11 protein-coding genes and 1 CRISPR repeat array are annotated in these 22,104 nt (G+C 46.6%); all 11 genes read left to right on the top strand.

The window, feature by feature from the left end; genetic code table 11:
* The first annotated feature begins 48 nt into the window (after positions 1-48).
* The 11 genes from cas3f to BMY60_RS05875 all read left to right on the top strand — a co-directional run bounded on the left by cas3f (position 49) and on the right by BMY60_RS05875 (position 22,093).
* Positions 49-3,327, top strand: a complete 3,279-nt coding sequence (gene cas3f / locus BMY60_RS05925; RefSeq protein WP_256250712.1) for a type I-F CRISPR-associated helicase Cas3f — start codon at positions 49-51, stop codon at positions 3,325-3,327.
* Positions 3,324-4,853 (top strand): type I-F CRISPR-associated protein Csy1, encoded by a 1,530-nt coding sequence (gene csy1 / locus BMY60_RS05920; RefSeq protein ID WP_090332120.1) that lies wholly within the window; start codon positions 3,324-3,326, stop codon positions 4,851-4,853. The genes cas3f and csy1 overlap by 4 nt, the downstream gene beginning before the upstream one ends.
* Complete coding sequence (csy2, locus tag BMY60_RS05915) at positions 4,850-6,088, top strand: type I-F CRISPR-associated protein Csy2 (RefSeq protein WP_090332119.1); 1,239 nt, start codon at positions 4,850-4,852, stop codon at positions 6,086-6,088. Before csy1 ends, csy2 begins: the two co-directional genes overlap by 4 nt.
* Before the next feature lie 31 nt (positions 6,089-6,119).
* Positions 6,120-7,163 carry a type I-F CRISPR-associated protein Csy3 gene (csy3, locus tag BMY60_RS05910; RefSeq protein WP_090332117.1) on the top strand — a complete coding sequence of 348 codons (1,044 nt, stop codon included), beginning with the start codon at positions 6,120-6,122 and terminating at the stop codon, positions 7,161-7,163.
* Positions 7,160-7,741, top strand: coding sequence for a type I-F CRISPR-associated endoribonuclease Cas6/Csy4 (cas6f, locus tag BMY60_RS05905; RefSeq protein WP_090332116.1), 582 nt, complete (start codon positions 7,160-7,162; stop codon positions 7,739-7,741). Before csy3 ends, cas6f begins: the two co-directional genes overlap by 4 nt.
* A gap of 81 nt (positions 7,742-7,822) precedes the next feature.
* Entirely contained in the window at positions 7,823-8,239 is a 417-nt protein-coding gene (locus BMY60_RS05900; protein WP_090332114.1) for a TA system antitoxin ParD family protein, read from the top strand.
* Positions 8,236-8,820, top strand: coding sequence for an ATPase (locus BMY60_RS05895; RefSeq protein ID WP_090332113.1), 585 nt, complete (start codon positions 8,236-8,238; stop codon positions 8,818-8,820). The genes BMY60_RS05900 and BMY60_RS05895 overlap by 4 nt, the downstream gene beginning before the upstream one ends.
* A gap of 138 nt (positions 8,821-8,958) precedes the next feature.
* Positions 8,959-15,889: a CRISPR direct-repeat array (repeat unit 28 nt; unit sequence GTTCGCTGCCGCACAGGCAGCTTAGAAA).
* A 321-nt stretch (positions 15,890-16,210) separates the two neighbouring features.
* Positions 16,211-17,227: a glucokinase gene (gene glk, locus BMY60_RS05890; RefSeq protein ID WP_090332111.1), complete on the top strand. Its 1,017-nt coding sequence runs from the start codon at positions 16,211-16,213 to the stop codon at positions 17,225-17,227.
* A gap of 109 nt (positions 17,228-17,336) precedes the next feature.
* Positions 17,337-19,892 (top strand): alpha-glucan family phosphorylase, encoded by a 2,556-nt coding sequence (gene glgP, locus BMY60_RS05885; RefSeq protein ID WP_090332110.1) that lies wholly within the window; start codon positions 17,337-17,339, stop codon positions 19,890-19,892.
* 222 nt (positions 19,893-20,114) lie between these two features.
* Positions 20,115-20,825 (top strand): DUF5752 family protein, encoded by a 711-nt coding sequence (locus BMY60_RS05880; RefSeq protein WP_090332108.1) that lies wholly within the window; start codon positions 20,115-20,117, stop codon positions 20,823-20,825.
* A complete protein-coding gene (locus BMY60_RS05875; protein ID WP_090332106.1) occupies positions 20,822-22,093 on the top strand; it encodes a glycosyltransferase in 1,272 nt (423 codons plus the stop codon). The genes BMY60_RS05880 and BMY60_RS05875 overlap by 4 nt, the downstream gene beginning before the upstream one ends.
* Positions 22,094-22,104: the final 11 nt, after the last annotated feature.

Genomic DNA, 22,104 nt, shown 5'->3' with positions numbered 1-22,104 from the left:
TTCGTCAGCCAATGCCAGAAAAAAGCACTCAATCGCACCCGGCGGGTATTGGATGCTTTCGCCAACCGCATCGGCGACAACACCTGGCAAACCGTCATTACCGAAGAAGGGCTGACCGCCGTCAAAAAATTACTCAGAAAAACCGCCACCAAGAACACCGCCGTTTCCTGTCATTGGATACGCAGCCGGAGTCGCAGTGAGTTAGTGTGGGTAGTGGGGAACCGGAAGAAATTTAATCGGGAAGGGATTGTGCCGGTGAATTTGACGGAAGCTGAAATAGAACAGTTTATTGATAAATATCAGTGGCAAACAATAGACGTGATCAGATTTGCGGCAGCAATAGCGGGTTTATTTCATGATTTCGGCAAAGCAACCAGTCTATTTCAAAAGAAAATAAACCCGGACGAAAAAACTTCAAACTTTGAACCTTATCGGCACGAGTGGATTTCATTTCGTTTGTTTCAGACGTTTGTAGGTAAGAAAACCGATAAAGAATGGCTTATTTCTTTAAGCGATGTTGGTCGAAACGATTTTGCTAACTGTTACAAAGATGGGCTCGATAAAGCAAAAAAGCCTATATTGTCCGATCTGCCTGTGTTTGCAAAATTGGTTGCGTGGTTGATCGTTACTCATCACAAACTACCTGTCTATCCTGGATGGAAAGAAAAAGATCAACCTGATCTGAAATATATCGATCAATGGATTGATGAACATTTCACTGCCTTGTGGAATTCACACAACTGCAAAGATGCCGATCAAAAAGAGCGTATCGAAGAGAATTGGCAATTTTGTGATTTACCTTCTCAAAGTATGCAGTGGCGATCAAAAGCCTGCTCACTGGCGTCTGAAGCTTTGGCTGACCTTAGACTCTGGTTGAGTAATAAAACAGACTGGCTGCATGAACAACTGTTTACTAGCCATTTATCTCGTTTATCTCTGGTTCTGGCTGATCATTACTATTCTTCGCTCTCTTTTAAAGAGCTACAAGAAATGAAGGTGGAAAAATGGCGCAACCCCAATTATCAGGTCTACGCCAATACAGAGTGGATTGATGGGAAGAAACACTACAAGCAGCAATTGGATGAACACTTGATCGCAGTGGCACATTTTGCAGAAAAAATTGTAAAAGATTTAAAAAGGCTAACGCGCTCGCTGGATTCATTGGAACCTAATGATGCGCTCACCGATAATGTTTCTAAAATATATCGAGATGATTTCGGTTGGCAGGACGATGCCTATAGCTTAGTTTCTAAAGTCGGGAAAGACGCAATAAATATGGGTTTTTTTGGTATCAATCTGGCATCGACCGGTAAGGGAAAAACACGAGCTAATGCCAGGATTATGACGGCGCTTGGACAACAAACCGGGCGAATTCGCTTTAGTGTCGCTATGGGGTTGCGGGTGCTAACCTTGCAAACTGGCAAGGAATTTCAGAATGAGCTTGATTTAACGGAAAAAGAACTGGCGATAGCTGTTGGCGGCATTGCCGTTAAATTACTCTTCGAACAGCAACAGGCACGTTATGAAAAAGAAACTGATGGGACACAAACCGCAGAGGAAAGTGGCAGTGCATCGCAAGAGGAATTGGTCGATGCGGATTTGAAGATACATTATTCAGGTATAGAGAATGAACACAGTTTGAGTCAGTGGACCAAAAAGCAAAAAGGGCTGGATGCATTGATTTCAGCGCCGATTTTGGTTAGTACGATAGATCATTTGGTTCCGGCGACTGAAGGAACAAAAGGCGGTAAACACATTCCTGCCATGTTGCGCTTGCTAACTTCTGATCTGGTGCTGGATGAACCGGATGATTTCGGCTTGAATGATTTGCCTGCGCTATGCCGTCTGGTTCATTGGGCAGGTTTGTTAGGCAGCCGGATTCTATTTTCCAGCGCAACCCTGCCGCCGGCCTTGGTTTATGCGCTGTTTCAGGCGTATCAAGCCGGCTGGTCTGAATATGCCAAAGCCAATCTAGAAAACTGGTCAGGCGAAATACTTTGCGCCTGGTTTGATGAAAAAGATATTTGTCACGATGAGAAAATCAAGGAATTCGGTGATTTTCAGGCAAAACATGAAAAACTGATAGGCAAACGCATAAACTATTTACAGGCACTGCCGCCGAAACGAATCGCTGACATCGTTGATATACCAGAAAACAATGATAGAACCATTATCGATAATATGGCTGATATCATTCATGCGGGTGCGCTCCGCCTACATCAAGATCATTGTTTGACCAACGGTGATAAAACGCTCTCGATTGGTCTGATACGTATGGCGAATATCAATCCGTTGGTTGCTATAGCCAAAACCTTGCTGGGCAAAGCCCCTTCTACCGATACCTGCATTCACTATTGTGTCTATCATAGTCGTTACCCTTTGGCGATACGAGCCGCTATCGAACAAAAACTCGACAGGTTGCTGTATCGAAAAGACGAGCAGGCTATTTGGCGACAACCTGAAATTCTGCAGGCCACACAAAAGCATTCCGAGGCAAAGCACCATATTTTTATTGTGTTGGCATCGCCAGTAGCTGAAGTAGGACGCAACCATGATTATGACTGGGCCATAGTTGAACCGAGCTCCATGCGATCGATTATCCAACTGGCGGGGAGACTGTTGAGGCATCGAAACAAAACGCCTGAAAAGCCGAATGCCCTATTACTCAATAAAAATTATAAAGCGCTGTGTAAAAAGAAAATCTGTTTTGAACGGCCTGGTTTTGAATCCAGCGGTTTAATCATGGAAGAACATGATCTGAATGACATTTTGAGTGAAGAACAATACCAACACATCACGGCAATATACCGTATCCATCTGTCTAAAGACTATCGCGAAAATAACAAGCATTTAAAAAATCTGGCGCTATTTGAACAAAGGGCCTTAGCCAGACAATTATTTGATGGCGAAAGTCCTGTCAAGTTATGGTGGAAAAGTCAACCACACTGGTGCGGTGAGGTGCAACGCCAGCAGTGCTTTCGTGATTCCAAGCAGGATGAAGCTTATTACCTGTGGCTGGAAAATGAATTTTCTAGTCCTAAATGGCGCTGGAAGAATGACCATGTGTCTCCGCCTGAATTTGGCGAACCGCCAATCGAAATAATAATGGATGAATTAGATTACCGTGAAAAAGGCAATGATTTCTGGTTTGAACAAGATGCACTGACGATTTATCAACAGTTAGCCAGTGATTTTGGCTGGACGTTAAAAGAAATCAGCAGCCGTTTCGGTGAAGTGAGATTGATTGAATATGAAAAGGCTGAAACCGCAGAATATAGCTTTCATCCTTATTTAGGCGTTTATCAGGATATTGGGAGTAATGAATGAGTGAATCAGGAAAACAATTTGCTATTTGGGAAGATGTGATCATCGATTTTTTCAGAAGAAAACGTGAAGCAGATGAAGAAAATTACTTAAAAAATATTATTAAATCAGTAGAAACCATATATGAAAAAGAGAGTTTTTTTAACGATGAAGAAATAGAATTAGTGTTTAATTCCCAAAAAAATAAGAAAGAAAAGGATGAATCATCCTTAGACTTTCAGCATCGTAGAGCAATTACTTTGTTAAAAGCCAAAGACAAGCCAGAAGGATTGAATATCTTTAAACAATTAAGATTATATAAAAAAACGATAACATCATTTAGAAAAAAATATGAGCCAATAAATTGGTTATCGAAAAATTGTGAAAATGCTTCCAGCGTAAATTTCGCAACACATGTCATAAAGTTAACACATTCCAGCATTAATGCATCATCATTTTATGATTCTATTTCCGAACAAAAAAATACAGTTATTACGACATCAGTTTTAAAAAACAAAATCGTTGACGGAGCGGTTAAAGGAAACCAATTTGCACCAATTTTTCAATTTCTTGAACTTGAATTAAATGGTGTAACACTTGTCGAGCAATTGGCATTAGATGAGCAGCTATTTGACTGTTTCATAGATGATGAAAAAGATAGAGCAGCAGCTGATACATGGATAAATGGATTTAGAGGCGCTCTGGATACAGGAAAACCAAGTTCACATGTATTAGCTAAACAAATTTATTTTCCTACGGAGTATAATCTGGAATTAATGGAGCGGAGCTATCATATTTTATGTAATGTCATTTCTTCTTCAATGGCCCATACCATACACGAAAAGATATTTAACGAAAGAGAAAAATCAACTCAAAAACTGTTAGAAAAAAACAAATATTCTTCTGAAATTAGTCCTAAGTATATCAATCGGTCACAACTGGGTGTAACAGCGAGTAACCACAGTAATGCTTCTCAACTAAATGCAAAACGAGGAGGTAAGTTACATCTTTTTTCAAATCGGCCATCAATATGGCAATCCCAAATAAAACCTCCTTTGCTTAGAAAATCGCTGTTCAGCGATTTACACAATTCAACAATTAAAGTTGAAGTCGGTTATTTACGTGACTTCCTGATACGGTTCAAGAAACTGGATTTAAGTATTAAAGAACCTAAACGAAAACGTCATCTTGATCGCTGGGTAAACAATATTATTGATGAATTTTTGTTCTATGTCGGAACAATCCAGAATTTGCCGCCCAATTGGTCGAGTAACGCGGACGCCAAACTCAAGAAATCACACCTATACCTACTGGATCCTTATCGCTTGGATGAAACATTTCAGGCTAAACGCCAAAAGGAAGATTGGCAGGCGATTATCTGCATAGACTTTGCTCGATGGCTGAATAATCAACTTAGAGGTCGAGATAAACAGTTTACCCCACAAGCAGAACATGACCGATTATGGAAAATAATGCTGGAGCAACCGTTGCGTGAATACATGGAGCCTATTGAGCAACGCATTAAACAGTCATTGAGGGAAACCGTATGAACCAGTATTTATTGATCAACCATATTCAGGTGCAAGGAGCAAATGCTGTTGCCGGTTTTACCTGGGGTTTTCCCGCAATCACTCATTTTTTAGGTTTTACTCATCACCTGACCTATAAACTTGCAAAAGCTAGAAAAGAACGATTAGAAAAAAGAGTCAAAAATGCTGTAACAGAAGAGTTTGACCATTTGATTTTGTCAGGTTGTGCAGTTATCGCTCATTCGCATCAGGTGCATACCTATGCTTTCAATCAGTTTGTCCAACATCGAACGACAGCATTTCAATATAAAGAACAATCCAAATATAAAGTAGGAACGCCACCGGTCATTGAGGAAGGCAAAATGGATATGAATGTCTCTCTGATTATCGCTTGTGAAGGCGATATTGGCGGAGATCGTAAAGAGGAGTTTATCGAATGGCTTAAAACGAATTGTCAATTACAACGCCTGGCAGGGGGAACAATTTTAGAAATAAGCTCAATCGATTTTTTTACCATCGATAATGAGAAAAATGGCGGTAACTTACGCGCCATGACGCGTCAATTACTCCCGGGTTTTGTCTTGTTGGATAGGTCGGCGTATTTGGAGAAACACTTTCAAACGCTGCAAGCAATAAATCCCGAAGCAGAATTATTCGATGCCTGGATGGATTTTATAGCGTTAAAGCAAAAAGCAAGACCTATATATGACTCGATCAATCGTCACTTAACTCAATTGCTAGATAAACAGCCAAAAAATGATGATATTCAACAATTATTTAATGTGTGGCAACAACATTTAGATGAGCCGTATGATCAGAATAAAATACCGGTTGAACTGGCAAACTATTTCTCTACTATTGACGAAAATAAGGTCAATAAAAAACTTCTAGAACAATGGCGCTCCTACTGTGAACCAAATGAGAATACCGATGCGGTTTGGGAATATGTAAACAAACCGGAACCTGGCTTTCTGGTGCCGATAATGACCGGATACAAAGCGATATCCCCTGTTTATAAGAATCATGAAGTCGCCAGCACTCGAGACAATGAAGCCGATGTTTGTTTTGTGGAAGCTGTCCATAGTATAGGCGAATGGCAAGGTGTTCACCGAATAAAAGATGTTAATCACTTAAGACAAGCGCTGTGGGACTATCATTACGAAACAAACTGGTATTTATGCAGACAGAAAACAGCCTGTGAATTATCTGGCAATCCTGAAGCTATTGATGTCCCCTTAAATGATGATTATTCCTGATCAAATGATTTAATCCACTAAGGAGAAACAAATGAGCGATAAAAAAATACCATTACCCAGCATGTTATCTTTTGAACGTAAGCTGGAATGTTCTGACGGGTTGATGTTTTCCGGAAATTGGGATGAAAAAGAACAAGAAAATAACTGGCAATCAATTCCGGTAATACCGAGGCAGAATCGTTCAACGCAAAGCGCGTTTGGGATTAAACACGTAGATAAAACCAAACCAAACCCTGTTTCGTCAGATAATGATGATGCCAATTTACCAATGGATAAAGATTCGCTAAAAGTAAGTTTCTCCCTAAGAATTGTTGGTAACCTGGGCAAACCATTTGCCTGTAACAAACCAGATTTTGCGGGCGCAATTGAAGAAAAAGTAACGGCATTTAAAAATTCAATAGGCATAGAAGAGCTCGCTTTTCGTTATGCCTGCAACATTGCCAATGGCCGTTTTTTATGGCGCAACCGAGTTTGCGCAGAACAGGTTGAAATTCATGTTTCACATGCAGAAGATGGAGAATTTTTCAAAATTAATGCCTATGATTTTTCTTTAAATGATTTTGATAAAAATAGAGACAATCCATCGTTACAAAAACTGGCAGGCTTAATCAAAAAAGGCTTGCTTGGCGGAGACAAAACTTTCGTGCTTATAGAAGTAAATGCCTATGTCAAATTGGGTAAGGGGCAACATGTCTATCCATCGCAGGAAATGAACATGGGCGAGAAAAAGAAAAAGCTGTTCCAGTTAAATAAATGTGCAGCCATGCATAATGTCAAAATCGGCAATGCAATACGGACCATTGATACTTGGTATGGCAATAAAATGCTGATTAAGGCGGAAGGCAAGGACAAAACTGAAATTGTAAATATTGAATCAGGGAATAAAAATCCGATTGCGATTGAACCTTATGGTTCGGTTACCCAACATGGACGCGCTTACAGACACACTGATATTGATTTTTATTCACAGATGATAGATTGGATTAATGATAAAAATATTGAAGAAGATCAACAGAAATTTGTTGTAGCTAATCTGATTCGTGGTGGCGTATTTGGTGGAGATTCAGAAGGATGAACTACTATCAAGACATCACTTTAATACCCAGTGAAGAAATTTCTCTCTACTTTCTCTGGGAAAAACTTTACCAGCAACTTCACCTGGTTTTGGTAGAACGATTGGAAAATGGCAAATCTAAAGTCGGTGTTTCTTTCCCGAAATACAGTAAGGAAGGCAGGAGTTTGTGCAACAAACTGCGTTTGTTGGCTTTGGAAAAGCCTGACCTGGAAGCTTTGAATATGGATAAGTATTTCGATCGACTGAACGATTATATTCATCGAACCAGCATTAAAGAGGTACCTGCCGATAAAATCACTGGCTATGCCTTTTTCAAACGGGAGCAAGTCAAAAGTAATCACGAACGCCTGGCCAGACGAAGAGCCTGCAAAATGGGTGTTCCTTATGAACAGGCACTCGCATTTTTTGCCGAAAAGAAGGTACAACATAGCAAAGTCCCATTTATTTACCTGAACAGTCAAACCAATGGCAATCGTTATCCATTATTCATCGCAATGAAAGAAACTAACGTAGCGCCCGGTACGGCTGCATTCAGTTCTTATGGCTTGAGCAATGATTGCCCCGTGCCTCTTTTTTGAAGGATAGATACGAAAATCATTCGGAACAATTGTAGCAGATTGCTACAATTGATTTGTTTATCTTACTAAATGAGGTGCACAATGGCAAAATCCGCATCCCCCATTCGGTTGCAAGAAGAATTGATGAAGGCGGCGGGGCTGGCAGCTAGTCGTCATCATCGAAGCACTGCCGAACAGATAGAGTTCTGGGCGGAGCTTGGGCGCTCTGTGGCGGATACGCTTGATCCCGATGTGATGTTATCCGTCAAGTCGGGGCTTTCAAGAATAAAAGTGGAACCCGTTTATGGCGTACCGGTCGATCCGGATGCGGTTTTTGAGTCACTGGAAAATAAGCGGAAAAACGGAACGTTGTCCAATCGTGTCACAGCCGCCGCACACCGCTATCAGGCTTCATCAGAGCATCCGGGCTATCTGGATCGTATTGATCGAGAAGGTAACACCACAACAGGCCGGTTTCAAAAAGGTCAGTTTATCCCCTTGAATGAAAAAACCGCTTGAAAAAAGAAAAACAGCTCTGGCTGCTTGCGGGCGGGAATGGCGCGGGGAAAACCACGTTTTACCGGTTGCAGCTTGAATCGTTCGGCATACCGTTTGTGAATGCGGATATTCTGGCAAAGCAATTGCATCCCGACCAACCCGAGCAGCACAGCTATGAAGCGGCTAAAATCACTGAAACCATTCGCTTGCACCTTTTACAAGACGGGCGCACATTCTGCTTTGAAACCGTTTTTTCTCATCCTTCCAAAATCGATTTTGTTGCCAATGCAAAAGCAATGGAGTATGAAATTGCGCTGGTTTTTATTCATCTTGGACAACTGCAACTCAATTTTGCGCGTATTGCGCAACGCATGAGCGAAGGCGGTCACACTGTACCGGATGATAAAGTTAAAGCACGGATTCCCAGGGTATTGCAATTGGTCAAACAGGTTTTACCGTTATGTGATCATGTGTCCATACTGGATAACTCTCGTGCGGATAGTCCGTTTCAGCAAATAGGCGCGATACGCAACGGATGTCTTGAGTTAAATCAAGTATCTATTCCGGGATGGTGCCGGGAACTGTTGTCGGATTATTCGTGATTTTATACCTATTTTTTCTCGCTCTTTAACAATGTATATGAAATCAGATGCTTATTGATGACGGAAAAATTTTAGGTATTTCCGCTGATTTCATGTTAAGCGATTGTTGTTTATCATTTTCTGAGTGTTATACTTCAGGTTCGCTGCCGCACAGGCAGCTTAGAAATTTTACGGAATGCGGGTCATCACCAATAACTCGTTCGCTGCCGCACAGGCAGCTTAGAAAAGCTTGATGGAATTGGTAGGGTGATTGATTTCGTTCGCTGCCGCACAGGCAGCTTAGAAATTTCAACGCGAGGTCGGCAACGGCAGCAATAAGTTCGCTGCCGCACAGGCAGCTTAGAAAGATGCCCACAAGATATGTCATGGTACCTGGATGTTCGCTGCCGCACAGGCAGCTTAGAAAGAATCCATTTTCATTGCGAGGGTAACCAGCTTGTTCGCTGCCGCACAGGCAGCTTAGAAAAACAACGCGCATAGTGAACACGCCGTGCGAAGGTTCGCTGCCGCACAGGCAGCTTAGAAACTTTGCACGTGCCGCGCAAGGACCGGAATAAAGTTCGCTGCCGCACAGGCAGCTTAGAAATTTTTTTGTTGTGCTTCCAGACAGTCAGCTTTGTTCGCTGCCGCACAGGCAGCTTAGAAAGCTAAGCTGATGCGGGTTTCGGCTGCTACAACGTTCGCTGCCGCACAGGCAGCTTAGAAAGAATACGATTCACCTAGGAATCCATACACGGAGTTCGCTGCCGCACAGGCAGCTTAGAAACAATAGTGTCTGTCCTGGTCGCGTTGCACGCGGTTCGCTGCCGCACAGGCAGCTTAGAAAGTCTCAAATCAGACGGAGATGTTCGTTCTCCAGTTCGCTGCCGCACAGGCAGCTTAGAAAGCCACAGAAAAATCAAAGTGTTGCGGGGTTTCGTTCGCTGCCGCACAGGCAGCTTAGAAAAAAGCGACTATCATTGTGTATATGTGCCGTCCGTTCGCTGCCGCACAGGCAGCTTAGAAAGTTAGTGCCGTCAGAGTTATACACTCCGTCATGTTCGCTGCCGCACAGGCAGCTTAGAAAGATCAGATTATTCAGCAGCCCGGTTTTGGTCAGTTCGCTGCCGCACAGGCAGCTTAGAAAGACAGCAGATTCCGTGCCAGCAGCTCGTTTCTGTTCGCTGCCGCACAGGCAGCTTAGAAACATTAAATTTTTTCCAGCGATAATACTGGATTGTTCGCTGCCGCACAGGCAGCTTAGAAAAAGTACAGTCTTTGTATCCGCTAGAATCAACCGTTCGCTGCCGCACAGGCAGCTTAGAAAGTTCACGCCTCCGATTTCTTTATTGCCGGCAAGTTCGCTGCCGCACAGGCAGCTTAGAAATTATGGCTCCACAGCGGAAGGAATGAGGATAAGTTCGCTGCCGCACAGGCAGCTTAGAAAGATTCAGAATTGGAAAAACGAGCAGCGGCTCAGTTCGCTGCCGCACAGGCAGCTTAGAAACCTCTAGTTTAGGTTTATAAAACTTGTTAATCGTTCGCTGCCGCACAGGCAGCTTAGAAAAAGCATGCCGGGCACGAATGAGAATGATGTTGGTTCGCTGCCGCACAGGCAGCTTAGAAAGGGTGATGAAGGCTATTATGAGCAAGATGAAAGTTCGCTGCCGCACAGGCAGCTTAGAAAAAATGGGCAAGAAAAAGTCATCAAGCTTGGATGTTCGCTGCCGCACAGGCAGCTTAGAAACAAAAAACCAGCATACTTAAAACAATTGCAAAGTTCGCTGCCGCACAGGCAGCTTAGAAAATCACTGGAGCGTCATAAAGCGGGAACGTGCCGTTCGCTGCCGCACAGGCAGCTTAGAAATTCGGCATATATATTCGGCTGTGAATTCAATAGTTCGCTGCCGCACAGGCAGCTTAGAAAAGCGACTTTTCCAACGTACACTATAGAATATCGTTCGCTGCCGCACAGGCAGCTTAGAAAGTTGACCCGCCGATAGTCAAGACGATTGTCAAGTTCGCTGCCGCACAGGCAGCTTAGAAAAGTGATGGAGCCGGGCAACTTATTGAATTCACGTTCGCTGCCGCACAGGCAGCTTAGAAACAGGGGTGTTTGTGATCATCTACAATTTATGGGTTCGCTGCCGCACAGGCAGCTTAGAAAGCTCGAAGCCGCCGGTTATGACGTAGTGTTACGTTCGCTGCCGCACAGGCAGCTTAGAAATGAAAGCCATCGCCGTTGCATCATTAGCTGCTGTTCGCTGCCGCACAGGCAGCTTAGAAAAAAATGAGCATCACATTAATAACAGCCGTCCCGTTCGCTGCCGCACAGGCAGCTTAGAAATAATGAAATTGGCACGATTAAAGAATGGATCAGTTCGCTGCCGCACAGGCAGCTTAGAAAGCCATCAGCGACACAATAAGTAACCCGATGAAGTTCGCTGCCGCACAGGCAGCTTAGAAAACGTATCGCGGCATTATTCCTATGATCATTTTGTTCGCTGCCGCACAGGCAGCTTAGAAATTTCCCGTATTTATCGTAGACGGCTAAAAAATGTTCGCTGCCGCACAGGCAGCTTAGAAAGCGCCCGCGCCGTCCAGCCTTGTCAATTTCAAGTTCGCTGCCGCACAGGCAGCTTAGAAAGAAGGCAAGACTACTCGTATAAAATTACAAAAGTTCGCTGCCGCACAGGCAGCTTAGAAACGCCCGCGCCGTCCAGCCTTGTCAATTTCAAGGTTCGCTGCCGCACAGGCAGCTTAGAAATATTTCTATCCGGCCACCAAAAAACGCGTGCTGTTCGCTGCCGCACAGGCAGCTTAGAAAGAATATTTACGCGGAAGGTGGGGAACTAGCTAGTTCGCTGCCGCACAGGCAGCTTAGAAAAGATCAATATATTGTTTCAATCTGCCCTGAGAGTTCGCTGCCGCACAGGCAGCTTAGAAAATAGCCGCCGACTGTCCGCCCGTCTCCGGTGGGTTCGCTGCCGCACAGGCAGCTTAGAAAATGCAGCAGCATGAACACGGACCTTTACAGGTAGTTCGCTGCCGCACAGGCAGCTTAGAAATTGTGATAAAACCCCGGCGCGCGCATAACACGGTTCGCTGCCGCACAGGCAGCTTAGAAATCTTGGCCTTACCAGCTCGGACAAATATGCGAGTTCGCTGCCGCACAGGCAGCTTAGAAAACACAGATATTTTACCATGCTGCTTCTCACAAGTTCGCTGCCGCACAGGCAGCTTAGAAAATGCGAAGACAAACCCAAACTTCCGGAGTCACGTTCGCTGCCGCACAGGCAGCTTAGAAAAAGGCAATGCGCAAAAACTCGGCGGCGAAATAGTTCGCTGCCGCACAGGCAGCTTAGAAAACATTTAAAAGTAGTTGGTGAGTGATCGTAGCGTTCGCTGCCGCACAGGCAGCTTAGAAAATGGCACGCGTAGCAAAACACAACGATGAAAAGTTCGCTGCCGCACAGGCAGCTTAGAAAAGTTCATCTATGGCACAACCCCGCACACAAAAGTTCGCTGCCGCACAGGCAGCTTAGAAATATCTTATATTCAGCTGTCAAAATACTTGAAGCGTTCGCTGCCGCACAGGCAGCTTAGAAAGTGGTACAAAAAACCCAACCGGAATTTGCTGAGTTCGCTGCCGCACAGGCAGCTTAGAAACGCACAAGTTTTATTATGTTCCCTGGGGAAACGTTCGCTGCCGCACAGGCAGCTTAGAAAGTTTAATTGCAGACAATTTGTCAAACGATCAGGTTCGCTGCCGCACAGGCAGCTTAGAAAGACTTATACATTTATTTTGTAAGCCACGCCCGGTTCGCTGCCGCACAGGCAGCTTAGAAAGAAAGAAGAAAGGGCACCAATTCCAGTAAAATGTTCGCTGCCGCACAGGCAGCTTAGAAAGGACCGTAGCCAGAACCGAACATGTTATTCTGGTTCGCTGCCGCACAGGCAGCTTAGAAATTTCATTTTGACTTGCGGGTTAGTTTCTTCTTGTTCGCTGCCGCACAGGCAGCTTAGAAAGGTAATTGCCACGACTATCAGCGGAAAAATATGTTCGCTGCCGCACAGGCAGCTTAGAAAGATGACGATGAAATTGCGAGGCTCGAAAAATTGTTCGCTGCCGCACAGGCAGCTTAGAAAGGTCGGCACTACTGGCATAGATGATACGTCAGGTTCGCTGCCGCACAGGCAGCTTAGAAAACTGATGGACGCGCCGGTGATTGTGCCGGGCAGTTCGCTGCCGCACAGGCAGCTTAGAAAGAAAAGAAAGCCGCAGAACCCGCGAAGACCGAGTTCGCTGCCGCACAGGCAGCTTAGAAATTTCTCCGTCATCAATGATGAGCCGTCCATATGTTCGCTGCCGCACAGGCAGCTTAGAAAGATTGTCAATCCGTCAACCCATTCATCTTCATGTTCGCTGCCGCACAGGCAGCTTAGAAAGAAGAATTGTTAATTAACAAAGATAATTTTCCGTTCGCTGCCGCACAGGCAGCTTAGAAATTGGATATATTGCGGCCATATGCAACAAGTACGTTCGCTGCCGCACAGGCAGCTTAGAAAATACCCTCTTGTTGATCGATTCTGATTCTACTGTTCGCTGCCGCACAGGCAGCTTAGAAAGTTCGACAGATTGCCCATGCTAGACTTGTCTGGTTCGCTGCCGCACAGGCAGCTTAGAAAGTTCTGTCTGATCTGCTCATAAAAAAGCTGGTGTTCGCTGCCGCACAGGCAGCTTAGAAAAATCTTTCAAAGAATGGCATGAAGATGCGGATGTTCGCTGCCGCACAGGCAGCTTAGAAAGAACGTGGTATTACAGAAGAGCTGACTCACGGGTTCGCTGCCGCACAGGCAGCTTAGAAACAGTGGAAATAACACCCTCGACAGCCGTTTTTAGTTCGCTGCCGCACAGGCAGCTTAGAAAGTCGAACAACGGATCGCTGTCGTCTGTACATGGTTCGCTGCCGCACAGGCAGCTTAGAAATCAATAGAGATACCGCCCAAGGATTGAGGATTGTTCGCTGCCGCACAGGCAGCTTAGAAAATATACGTAAGCAGCTACGCGACAAGGTAAAGGTTCGCTGCCGCACAGGCAGCTTAGAAATAAAACATTTTAAAATTAAAAACAACTTACTAGTTCGCTGCCGCACAGGCAGCTTAGAAAGCAAACGAATCCGTCCAAGTCAATTCGGGGATGTTCGCTGCCGCACAGGCAGCTTAGAAAGAGATACCAAGCTGGCACACAAACGTATAAGGGTTCGCTGCCGCACAGGCAGCTTAGAAAGCTTAGCCGTTAGTGCCGTGCGTCGCGTTGTCGTTCGCTGCCGCACAGGCAGCTTAGAAACAAGGGTAAATTCATTGTACCGGGCGAGAATAGTTCGCTGCCGCACAGGCAGCTTAGAAATTATCTAAAGGGTAAAGTGCCAGATTTTACAAGTTCGCTGCCGCACAGGCAGCTTAGAAAGAACCGCCGTTGTGAATACGTATCCACCACCCGTTCGCTGCCGCACAGGCAGCTTAGAAAGCGTTAATTTCGCAACAGTTTCCCCGGCGGGCGTTCGCTGCCGCACAGGCAGCTTAGAAAAGCTTCTGATATTCGCGTAAATCAAAGACGCGGTTCGCTGCCGCACAGGCAGCTTAGAAAGTTTGCCAACTTCAAAACCGGTAAACGTACAGGTTCGCTGCCGCACAGGCAGCTTAGAAAGGTCACAACCGACGACCGGACATTCAGGATTTGTTCGCTGCCGCACAGGCAGCTTAGAAAAGGACGACAAACGAAACCTGGTCAATTGTCTGGTTCGCTGCCGCACAGGCAGCTTAGAAATGTGATAGATACAAATAAAACAAGACATATATGTTCGCTGCCGCACAGGCAGCTTAGAAAGCTATATTCCGTGGCGCACCTGGAAAATTAGAGTTCGCTGCCGCACAGGCAGCTTAGAAAAATCTGCACCCGGTGCAGTCATCGCGCGGACAGTTCGCTGCCGCACAGGCAGCTTAGAAATGCATCGAGTCATGCACGGCTTTCATTGCTGAGTTCGCTGCCGCACAGGCAGCTTAGAAACCGAGATGTTTTGGACACTCTGGGGACAAGTCGTTCGCTGCCGCACAGGCAGCTTAGAAAGGAATAGTTTATTTCCGGGTCTGTCTGCATCAGTTCGCTGCCGCACAGGCAGCTTAGAAAAGGCTGCAACGACTGGAGACACAGACATGTCGGTTCGCTGCCGCACAGGCAGCTTAGAAAACTGGAATAGATTTAATCAGTGACAACACAGGGTTCGCTGCCGCACAGGCAGCTTAGAAACGTCTGCGGTTGGGATGATTAGTCATTTAGAAGTTCGCTGCCGCACAGGCAGCTTAGAAAGTAGCAACAGACAAGATAGTTTACACGTCATTGTTCGCTGCCGCACAGGCAGCTTAGAAAATTGACAGCTGTTCGTACCGATCGCTGTCGCCGTTCGCTGCCGCACAGGCAGCTTAGAAAGGCGCGTGAGTACGATCGTTCGATCAGATTCAGTTCGCTGCCGCACAGGCAGCTTAGAAATATAGTTTTGGACGGGACTGGTGTACAACTTTGTTCGCTGCCGCACAGGCAGCTTAGAAAGAGTGTGGATCATCCCCAATAACCCTGTCCCCGTTCGCTGCCGCACAGGCAGCTTAGAAAAAATACTTCGTGGGCAAGGATTAGCTGCTTTTGTTCGCTGCCGCACAGGCAGCTTAGAAAGTTGCAAAGTTGGCGGTGAGATCGATACGAGAGTTCGCTGCCGCACAGGCAGCTTAGAAAAGCGGTAAATAGTCGCTGGGGACGTGTTGTTTGTTCGCTGCCGCACAGGCAGCTTAGAAAGGGCTCTCGTAGTCCAGGTTTACTGGCGGGTTGTTCGCTGCCGCACAGGCAGCTTAGAAAGCCGACAACCAGCAAGGGGTTGTCTTCAACGAGTTCGCTGCCGCACAGGCAGCTTAGAAAGCAATGTTTCACGGAAATATCACGGATTTTATGTTCGCTGCCGCACAGGCAGCTTAGAAAGACAGACTCGAACTATCTGAGAAAACTCAACGGTTCGCTGCCGCACAGGCAGTCCAGCTTGAAAAGGGAATAGCCCTTTCCTGCGCACTGCGCCTTGTTGCAAAGCACCACGGTAACGCTGTACATGGCAATATCAAGTTGAAAGAGCACTAGCAGCCAGTTTAAAAACCGTCGTCAGCCGGATGATTTCGTTTTTTCTGAAAATCGAATTGCATAAAAGATTCATCCAATTGATTTTGAAATAAATATTTTTCGAATTAGAGGGTATTGTTTAATATGCCGGTCTGATGATTTCGCAGTGCGCGCTGTGGTATGCTGTGCGGCATGATTCACTGCTGTCCCGTTATTGAATTTATCTGAGCGGCGGGCGAATATAAACAAATGCAAAAATACGTTATATATGGCGATATAGGCGGCACCAAAACCCTGTTGCAAATGGCCGAATGTGTTGATGCGGACACTTGCGGGCACAGTGTAGTACGGCGGTACCACAGCAGTGATTATCGCGCATTTTCTGACATGCTTTGCGATTTTCTGAATGAAAACGGTGCTGACAAAACAGGCAGCGTGACGGCTGCGTGTTTTGCAGTGGCGGGACCTGTTGTTGACCAGTGCGCGCAACTGACCAACCTGCCCTGGCAAATGAATGCAGCGCAGATTGCACGGGCGTTTTCAATCTCCCGTGTTAAACTGTTAAATGATTTCGAAGCAGCTGCCATGGCGGTCGATAGTTTGACGCCCGATGATCTGGTGGTGCTGCAACCGGGTAACGCACAGCCTGAAGCAATGCGTGTGATACTCGGCGCGGGTACCGGTATGGGCGTGGCGTGGCTCGCATGGCGGGATAACGGTTATCAACCGTTGTCGACGGAAGCCGGTCACATCGATTTTGCACCGACAAATGCGTTACAGATTCGATTGCTCGAGAGAATGCAAAAAAAGTTTCACCGCGTATCAATTGAGCGTTTGTTGTCCGGAGCCGGGTTGACGCAGATATTTAGTTTTTTGCTGGAAAACCAGGCGGAATATTCGGATTTTTCACAGTTTCAGCTGAATGAAGACAGTGGCGCGGCCGTCACAGCGCTTGCAAGCGAACAGAAGCATCCGGCCGCAATCAAATCTCTGGAATTATTTGCCGAGATTTACGGTGCTTACGCAGGCAATCTGGCACTTGCAGGATTATGCAAAAATGGCGTATATATTGCCGGAGGAATTGCGCCAAAAATCATCGATACGCTCCGGACCGGCGGTTTTATGCAGGCATTTCGCGATAAAGGGCGGTTTGCCAGCCTGATGAAGACTATTCCGGTACAGGTGATTACCAATCCCGATATCAGCTTGCTGGGTGCCGGAAACGCCGCCCGGAGATTGTACGCGGATCCGAAAAACGTCTCTTGAGCAGGCGGGAAAACCGCACGCCTTCGATTTTAATTATGAATATATCAGAATAATATGACATGTTACGGATTCTCGTTTAGAGACATTGCTTAATCTGGGAAATTGATTTATGTTTTCTAAAACCACGTATACCATTACCGTCAACCCTAAAATACCACCCCGGCTGGAGCGGCTGGAAGAACTGGCCAATAATCTCTGGTACAGCTGGGACCGCGCCACGCGCATGCTTTTCTCCAGGCTGGACCCTATCCTCTGGGGCGCTGTTGGACATAATCCAAAAGCTTTTCTCAAACGCGCGGATGAATCTGTACTGCTGAAAGCGGCGGAAGATCCCACTTTTCTGACGACCTACGACAGCATTTTATCGACGTTTGATTCCTACTTATACGAGCCGTCGCAACAGGAGAAGACCAACGGTTTGCGACCGAAAGACCAAATCGCTTACTTCTGTTTTGAATTCGGTTTTCATGAAAGCCTGCCCATATACTCCGGTGGCCTCGGTATTCTTGCCGGCGATCACTGCAAAGCGGCAAGCGATCTGCATCTGCCGTTTGTGGCTGTAGGCCTGCTTTATCGCCAGGGTTATTTTCATCAGACAATCGATAATCAGGGAAATCAACGCGCCATTTATACCGATTCGGAATTTGATGATCTGCCGGTGTCGCCGGCCTTGCATGACGACGGCTCTGAAATACGCATCAAAGCCGCATTGCCGGGCCGGCAGGTCACGGTAAAGATATGGACGGTCAAAATCGGCCGCGTCACGCTTTATTTGCTGGATACCGATCTGCCGGAAAATTCGCAGCAGGACCGCAACATCACCCATAAACTGTACGGCGGCGACAAGACCATGCGTATAGAACAGGAAATTATCCTGGGAATGGGCGGTGTGCGCGCCTTGCACGAAATGGGAATCAGGCCGACCATATGGCACATCAATGAGGGCCACGCCGCATTTATGATGCCTGAACGCATTCGTATTCTGATGCGCCAGGATCTCGATTTCGCCAGCGCGCTGGAGGCGGTTGCAGCCAGTACGATCTTTACCACGCATACGGCAGTGCCCGCCGGACACGACCACTTCAGCGAAGAAATGATTCAGCACTATTTCGAATCTTTTTACCGCGACCTGAATATTACCCACGAATCGTTTATGGCGCTTGGCCAGACCGCCGGCAACAAGGATTTCAACATGACGGCGCTCGCTATACGCGGCTCACGCACACATAACGGCGTCAGTAAAATACACGGCAGTGTATCAGCGAATATCTGCCAGGATTTATGGCCGCAGGTCGAGCCGGAAGAAAATCCCATGACCCATATCACGAACGGCGTTCATGTGCCGACTTTTCTGGCACAGGAATGGTCCGATCTGTTTGATCGTTTTCTGGGGTATAACTGGCGCAATAAAATGTGCGATTCGGCGTTCTGGGAGCAGGTTCATGATATTCCCGATCACATGTTCTGGAGCATCCGGCAATCCTTGAAATCACAAATGCTTTTTGGTATCCGGGACCGACTGACCGAACAAAATACACGTAATCACGGTTCCGATGCACACCTCGACCGCTTGCTGAAATTCACCGATCCTGTTAATCCCAATGTATTAACCATCGGTTTTGCACGCCGTTTTGCAACTTACAAGCGCGCTGCATTACTATTTGAGAATTTGGACTGGTTACGCAAGATAATGCTTGACGAAGAGCGTCCGGTGCTGCTGATTATTGCAGGAAAGGCGCATCCGGCCGATGAACCGGGACAGGATCTTATCCGGCGCATCAGCCAGATAGCGCACATGCCGGAGTTTCAGGGCAGGCTTCTGCTGGTGGAAGGCTACGATCTGCGTCTTGCCAGGCGGCTGGTCGCCGGCGTGGATGTCTGGCTCAACAATCCGATTTATCCGCTGGAAGCCAGCGGCACATCAGGCATCAAAGCCGGTATCAATGGTTCGATCAACATGAGTATCCTCGATGGCTGGTGGGGAGAAGGGTACGATGGTCATAATGGCTGGGCCATCAAACCGGGACCGGAAAATATGGAAGCTGCACTGCGCGACCGGGAAGAAAGCCAGGCATTGTACGAAATACTGCAGGACCAGGTGGTGCCGCTGTACTACAACCGCAGCAAGTTCGGTTATTCGCCTGAATGGGTAAAAATGGCCAAACATTCAATGGCATCACTGCTGCCATGTTTCAGTGCGGCGCGTATGGTAGAACAATATTTGAGAAATTTCTATCATCCGGCAAGCCGGCAGAATGAACGCTATACAGCGCATCATTTTTCTGGCGCGCGGGAAATCGCCGCATGGAAAACCCGTATCAGGAATGCATGGCACGGCGTTGAAATCCGCCGCCTTGACATACCCCGTGCACGGGCCTGCTTCAATGAAACCCTGCATTTCAAAATCGCTGCCAGACTGAATGGATTAAAACCTGAGGATGTGATCGTGGAGCTGATGATTTGCCGGCAGTATAAAAAAACACGGCTCAGAAATTTCAGTCATTTTAGCTTTGAATATTCCGGTATTCAGGAACAAAACGAACATATCTTCGAGCTCAAACTGTCTCCTGAACTGTGCGGCAAACAGGAATATTTTATTCGTACATATCCATATCATAGTTTATTGACCCATCCACTGGAGATGGGCATGACGGTCTGGCTGTAAGCTGTAACAGTAACCGTTTGACCGGCAGCCGGACAAAACGCTGTGTGAGCCGCCTGAATTTGAACCGCGGGTTTGACAAGCGGCGTATTTGCATTATGCTTAGGAGTCGTTCATAAATAACTGTAACACTTATTTATTCGCGGCTCCTTAAAAACATTGCGGCACCTGCGTCATCGCCATGTGCCCGATCCGGTGTAATGCGATAACAAAAAGGGGAATCCTATGACAACGCCTGACGCTGCTTCTGCAAACACAGCTTCAGATTCCATAAACCGTCCCGGTCCTTTTTTTATTAAAGATTGCGCACTGGTTGCGCTGGCGACCGGCAGACGGGCACGCATGCTGCAGGAGTTCAGAAATGAAATTACGCAAATCGATGAATCCAGCATTTATCATCATTACTGGGGCGGTCTTTTGCAGGCGCGCTTTGAAGAGCGCGAATATAACAACGATTTTGCCGGCTGGGTCCGGCATGGTATCCACGACGCAATTCTGGCAGAGCGGCTTGCCGCGCTGGACCCGACTGATTTTTTGGATCTTGAGTCGTTACGCCATGAAATCATTGAGTTGATCGACATGCGTCTGGATGAATATGAGGGACTGCTCTGGATGCGCGCCACACAGCAATTTGAATTTATCCGGTCGCAAATCATTGTGTTCGATACCGCCTGGTGTTTACAGCAACCATCTGAGCTGGCGTCGGCCATTGAACAATTCTCAACCAGCAGTATTTTTTATCACTTTATCGATGCGCGCCGGCGCACGCTGCACCGCTGTGATGATTTCAGTGACTGGCTGGCCGGATTTGGTGCGGATTTTAATACATTGAGAGAGCATATTGCGGGCATTGATCCCTATTTTGGCAGTCTTACCGAATTACGCGCACAACTTGCGCATTTATTTAAGACACATTTCCTAAAGAGGGACTCATGAGCTTTCTCGATGATTATGCACAAATCACCGGTCACGATGTAATTGAGCATTTGCGCCAGCTTGCAGCGCCTTTTTCCGGCGCGAAAGTCGTGCATGTCAATTCGACACGTGTTGGCGGCGGCGTCGCTGAGATTCTGACCAAAATGATACCGCTGATGCAGGAACTCGGTATTGATGCGCGCTGGGAAGTGATTACCGGAGAGAGTCAGTTTTTTGAATGCACCAAAGGCATGCATAATACATTACAGGGTAATCAGATTCACCTGAGCGATCAGTTGCTGGCGGTTTATGAAAGAACCAATGCCGAGAATGCCGAATCACTGCGGGAATTGCTCACGGAAGCGGATTTTGTTTTTATTCACGATCCGCAGCCGGCTGCGTTATTACAGCATTTTCCAAATCGCAAAGGCAAATGGATCTGGCGTTGCCATATTGACGCCAGCCATCCTTACCGGCCTGTCTGGAAATACCTGCGTAAGTTCATTTCGCCGTATGACGCCAGCATTTTTTCTTTGGCTGCGTTCGCCCATGAACTGCCAAACCCGATTTATCTGATACCACCCAGCATCGATCCGCTCAGCGATAAAAATATTGAATTGAAGCACGGCGCGGTTCAGCAGGTTTATGAAAAATACAAACTGGATCCCGAACGTCCGCTGGTACTGCAGGTGTCCCGTTTTGACCGTTTTAAGGATCCGGTCGGAGTAATTGAGGCCTACAAACTTGCCAAAAAATATCTGCCGTCAATTCAGTTGGTGCTGGCTGGCGGTGAAGCGACAGACGATCCTGAAGGAAGCGCCGTGCTCAGTGAAGTAAAGGAAGCCGCGAAAGGCGCGTCCGACATTCATATTCTGTTGTTGCCGTCTGATGCGCATCTGGAAATAAATGCGCTGCAGCGTGCAGCGGATATCGTGTTGCAGAAGTCGGTTCGTGAAGGTTTCGGCCTGACTGTCACTGAAGCGATGTGGAAAGGCAAGCCGGTAATCGGCGGCGATGTGGGCGGGATACGATTACAGGTGATCGATCATCATACCGGTTTTCTGGCGAACACGCCTGAAGGTGTCGCCCTGCGTATCCGGTATCTGTTGTACCAGACTGAAAAAATTCATGAAATGGGCGAGAAAGCCAGGGTTTTTGTGCGCGACAATTTTCTCATTACCCGCCATCTGCGTGAATATCTGGCATTGATGGTCTCATTGTTATATGAGTCACAAGACCGCATCGAGCTGTCCGGTTCCAGTCTGAATCAGGAATTCCGTCATTTTTGATAAATATATCA

Source organism: Nitrosomonas sp. Nm51 (genome assembly GCF_900111165.1).
Lineage (GTDB): Bacteria > Pseudomonadota > Gammaproteobacteria > Burkholderiales > Nitrosomonadaceae > Nitrosomonas.
The sequence above is the reverse complement of the archived record's forward strand: the minus strand, read 5'-3'. Positions and strand labels throughout refer to the sequence as shown.

Coding starts and splice junctions, on each gene's coding strand:
- cas6f (WP_090332116.1), top strand. CDS start 7,160: ATGAACTACTATCAAGACATCACTTTAATACCCAGTGAAGAAATTTCT.
- csy1 (WP_090332120.1), top strand. CDS start 3,324: ATGAGTGAATCAGGAAAACAATTTGCTATTTGGGAAGATGTGATCATC.
- BMY60_RS05900 (WP_090332114.1), top strand. CDS start 7,823: ATGGCAAAATCCGCATCCCCCATTCGGTTGCAAGAAGAATTGATGAAG.
- csy3 (WP_090332117.1), top strand. CDS start 6,120: ATGAGCGATAAAAAAATACCATTACCCAGCATGTTATCTTTTGAACGT.
- csy2 (WP_090332119.1), top strand. CDS start 4,850: ATGAACCAGTATTTATTGATCAACCATATTCAGGTGCAAGGAGCAAAT.
- glgP (WP_090332110.1), top strand. CDS start 17,337: ATGTTTTCTAAAACCACGTATACCATTACCGTCAACCCTAAAATACCA.
- BMY60_RS05880 (WP_090332108.1), top strand. CDS start 20,115: ATGACAACGCCTGACGCTGCTTCTGCAAACACAGCTTCAGATTCCATA.
- glk (WP_090332111.1), top strand. CDS start 16,211: ATGCAAAAATACGTTATATATGGCGATATAGGCGGCACCAAAACCCTG.
- BMY60_RS05875 (WP_090332106.1), top strand. CDS start 20,822: ATGAGCTTTCTCGATGATTATGCACAAATCACCGGTCACGATGTAATT.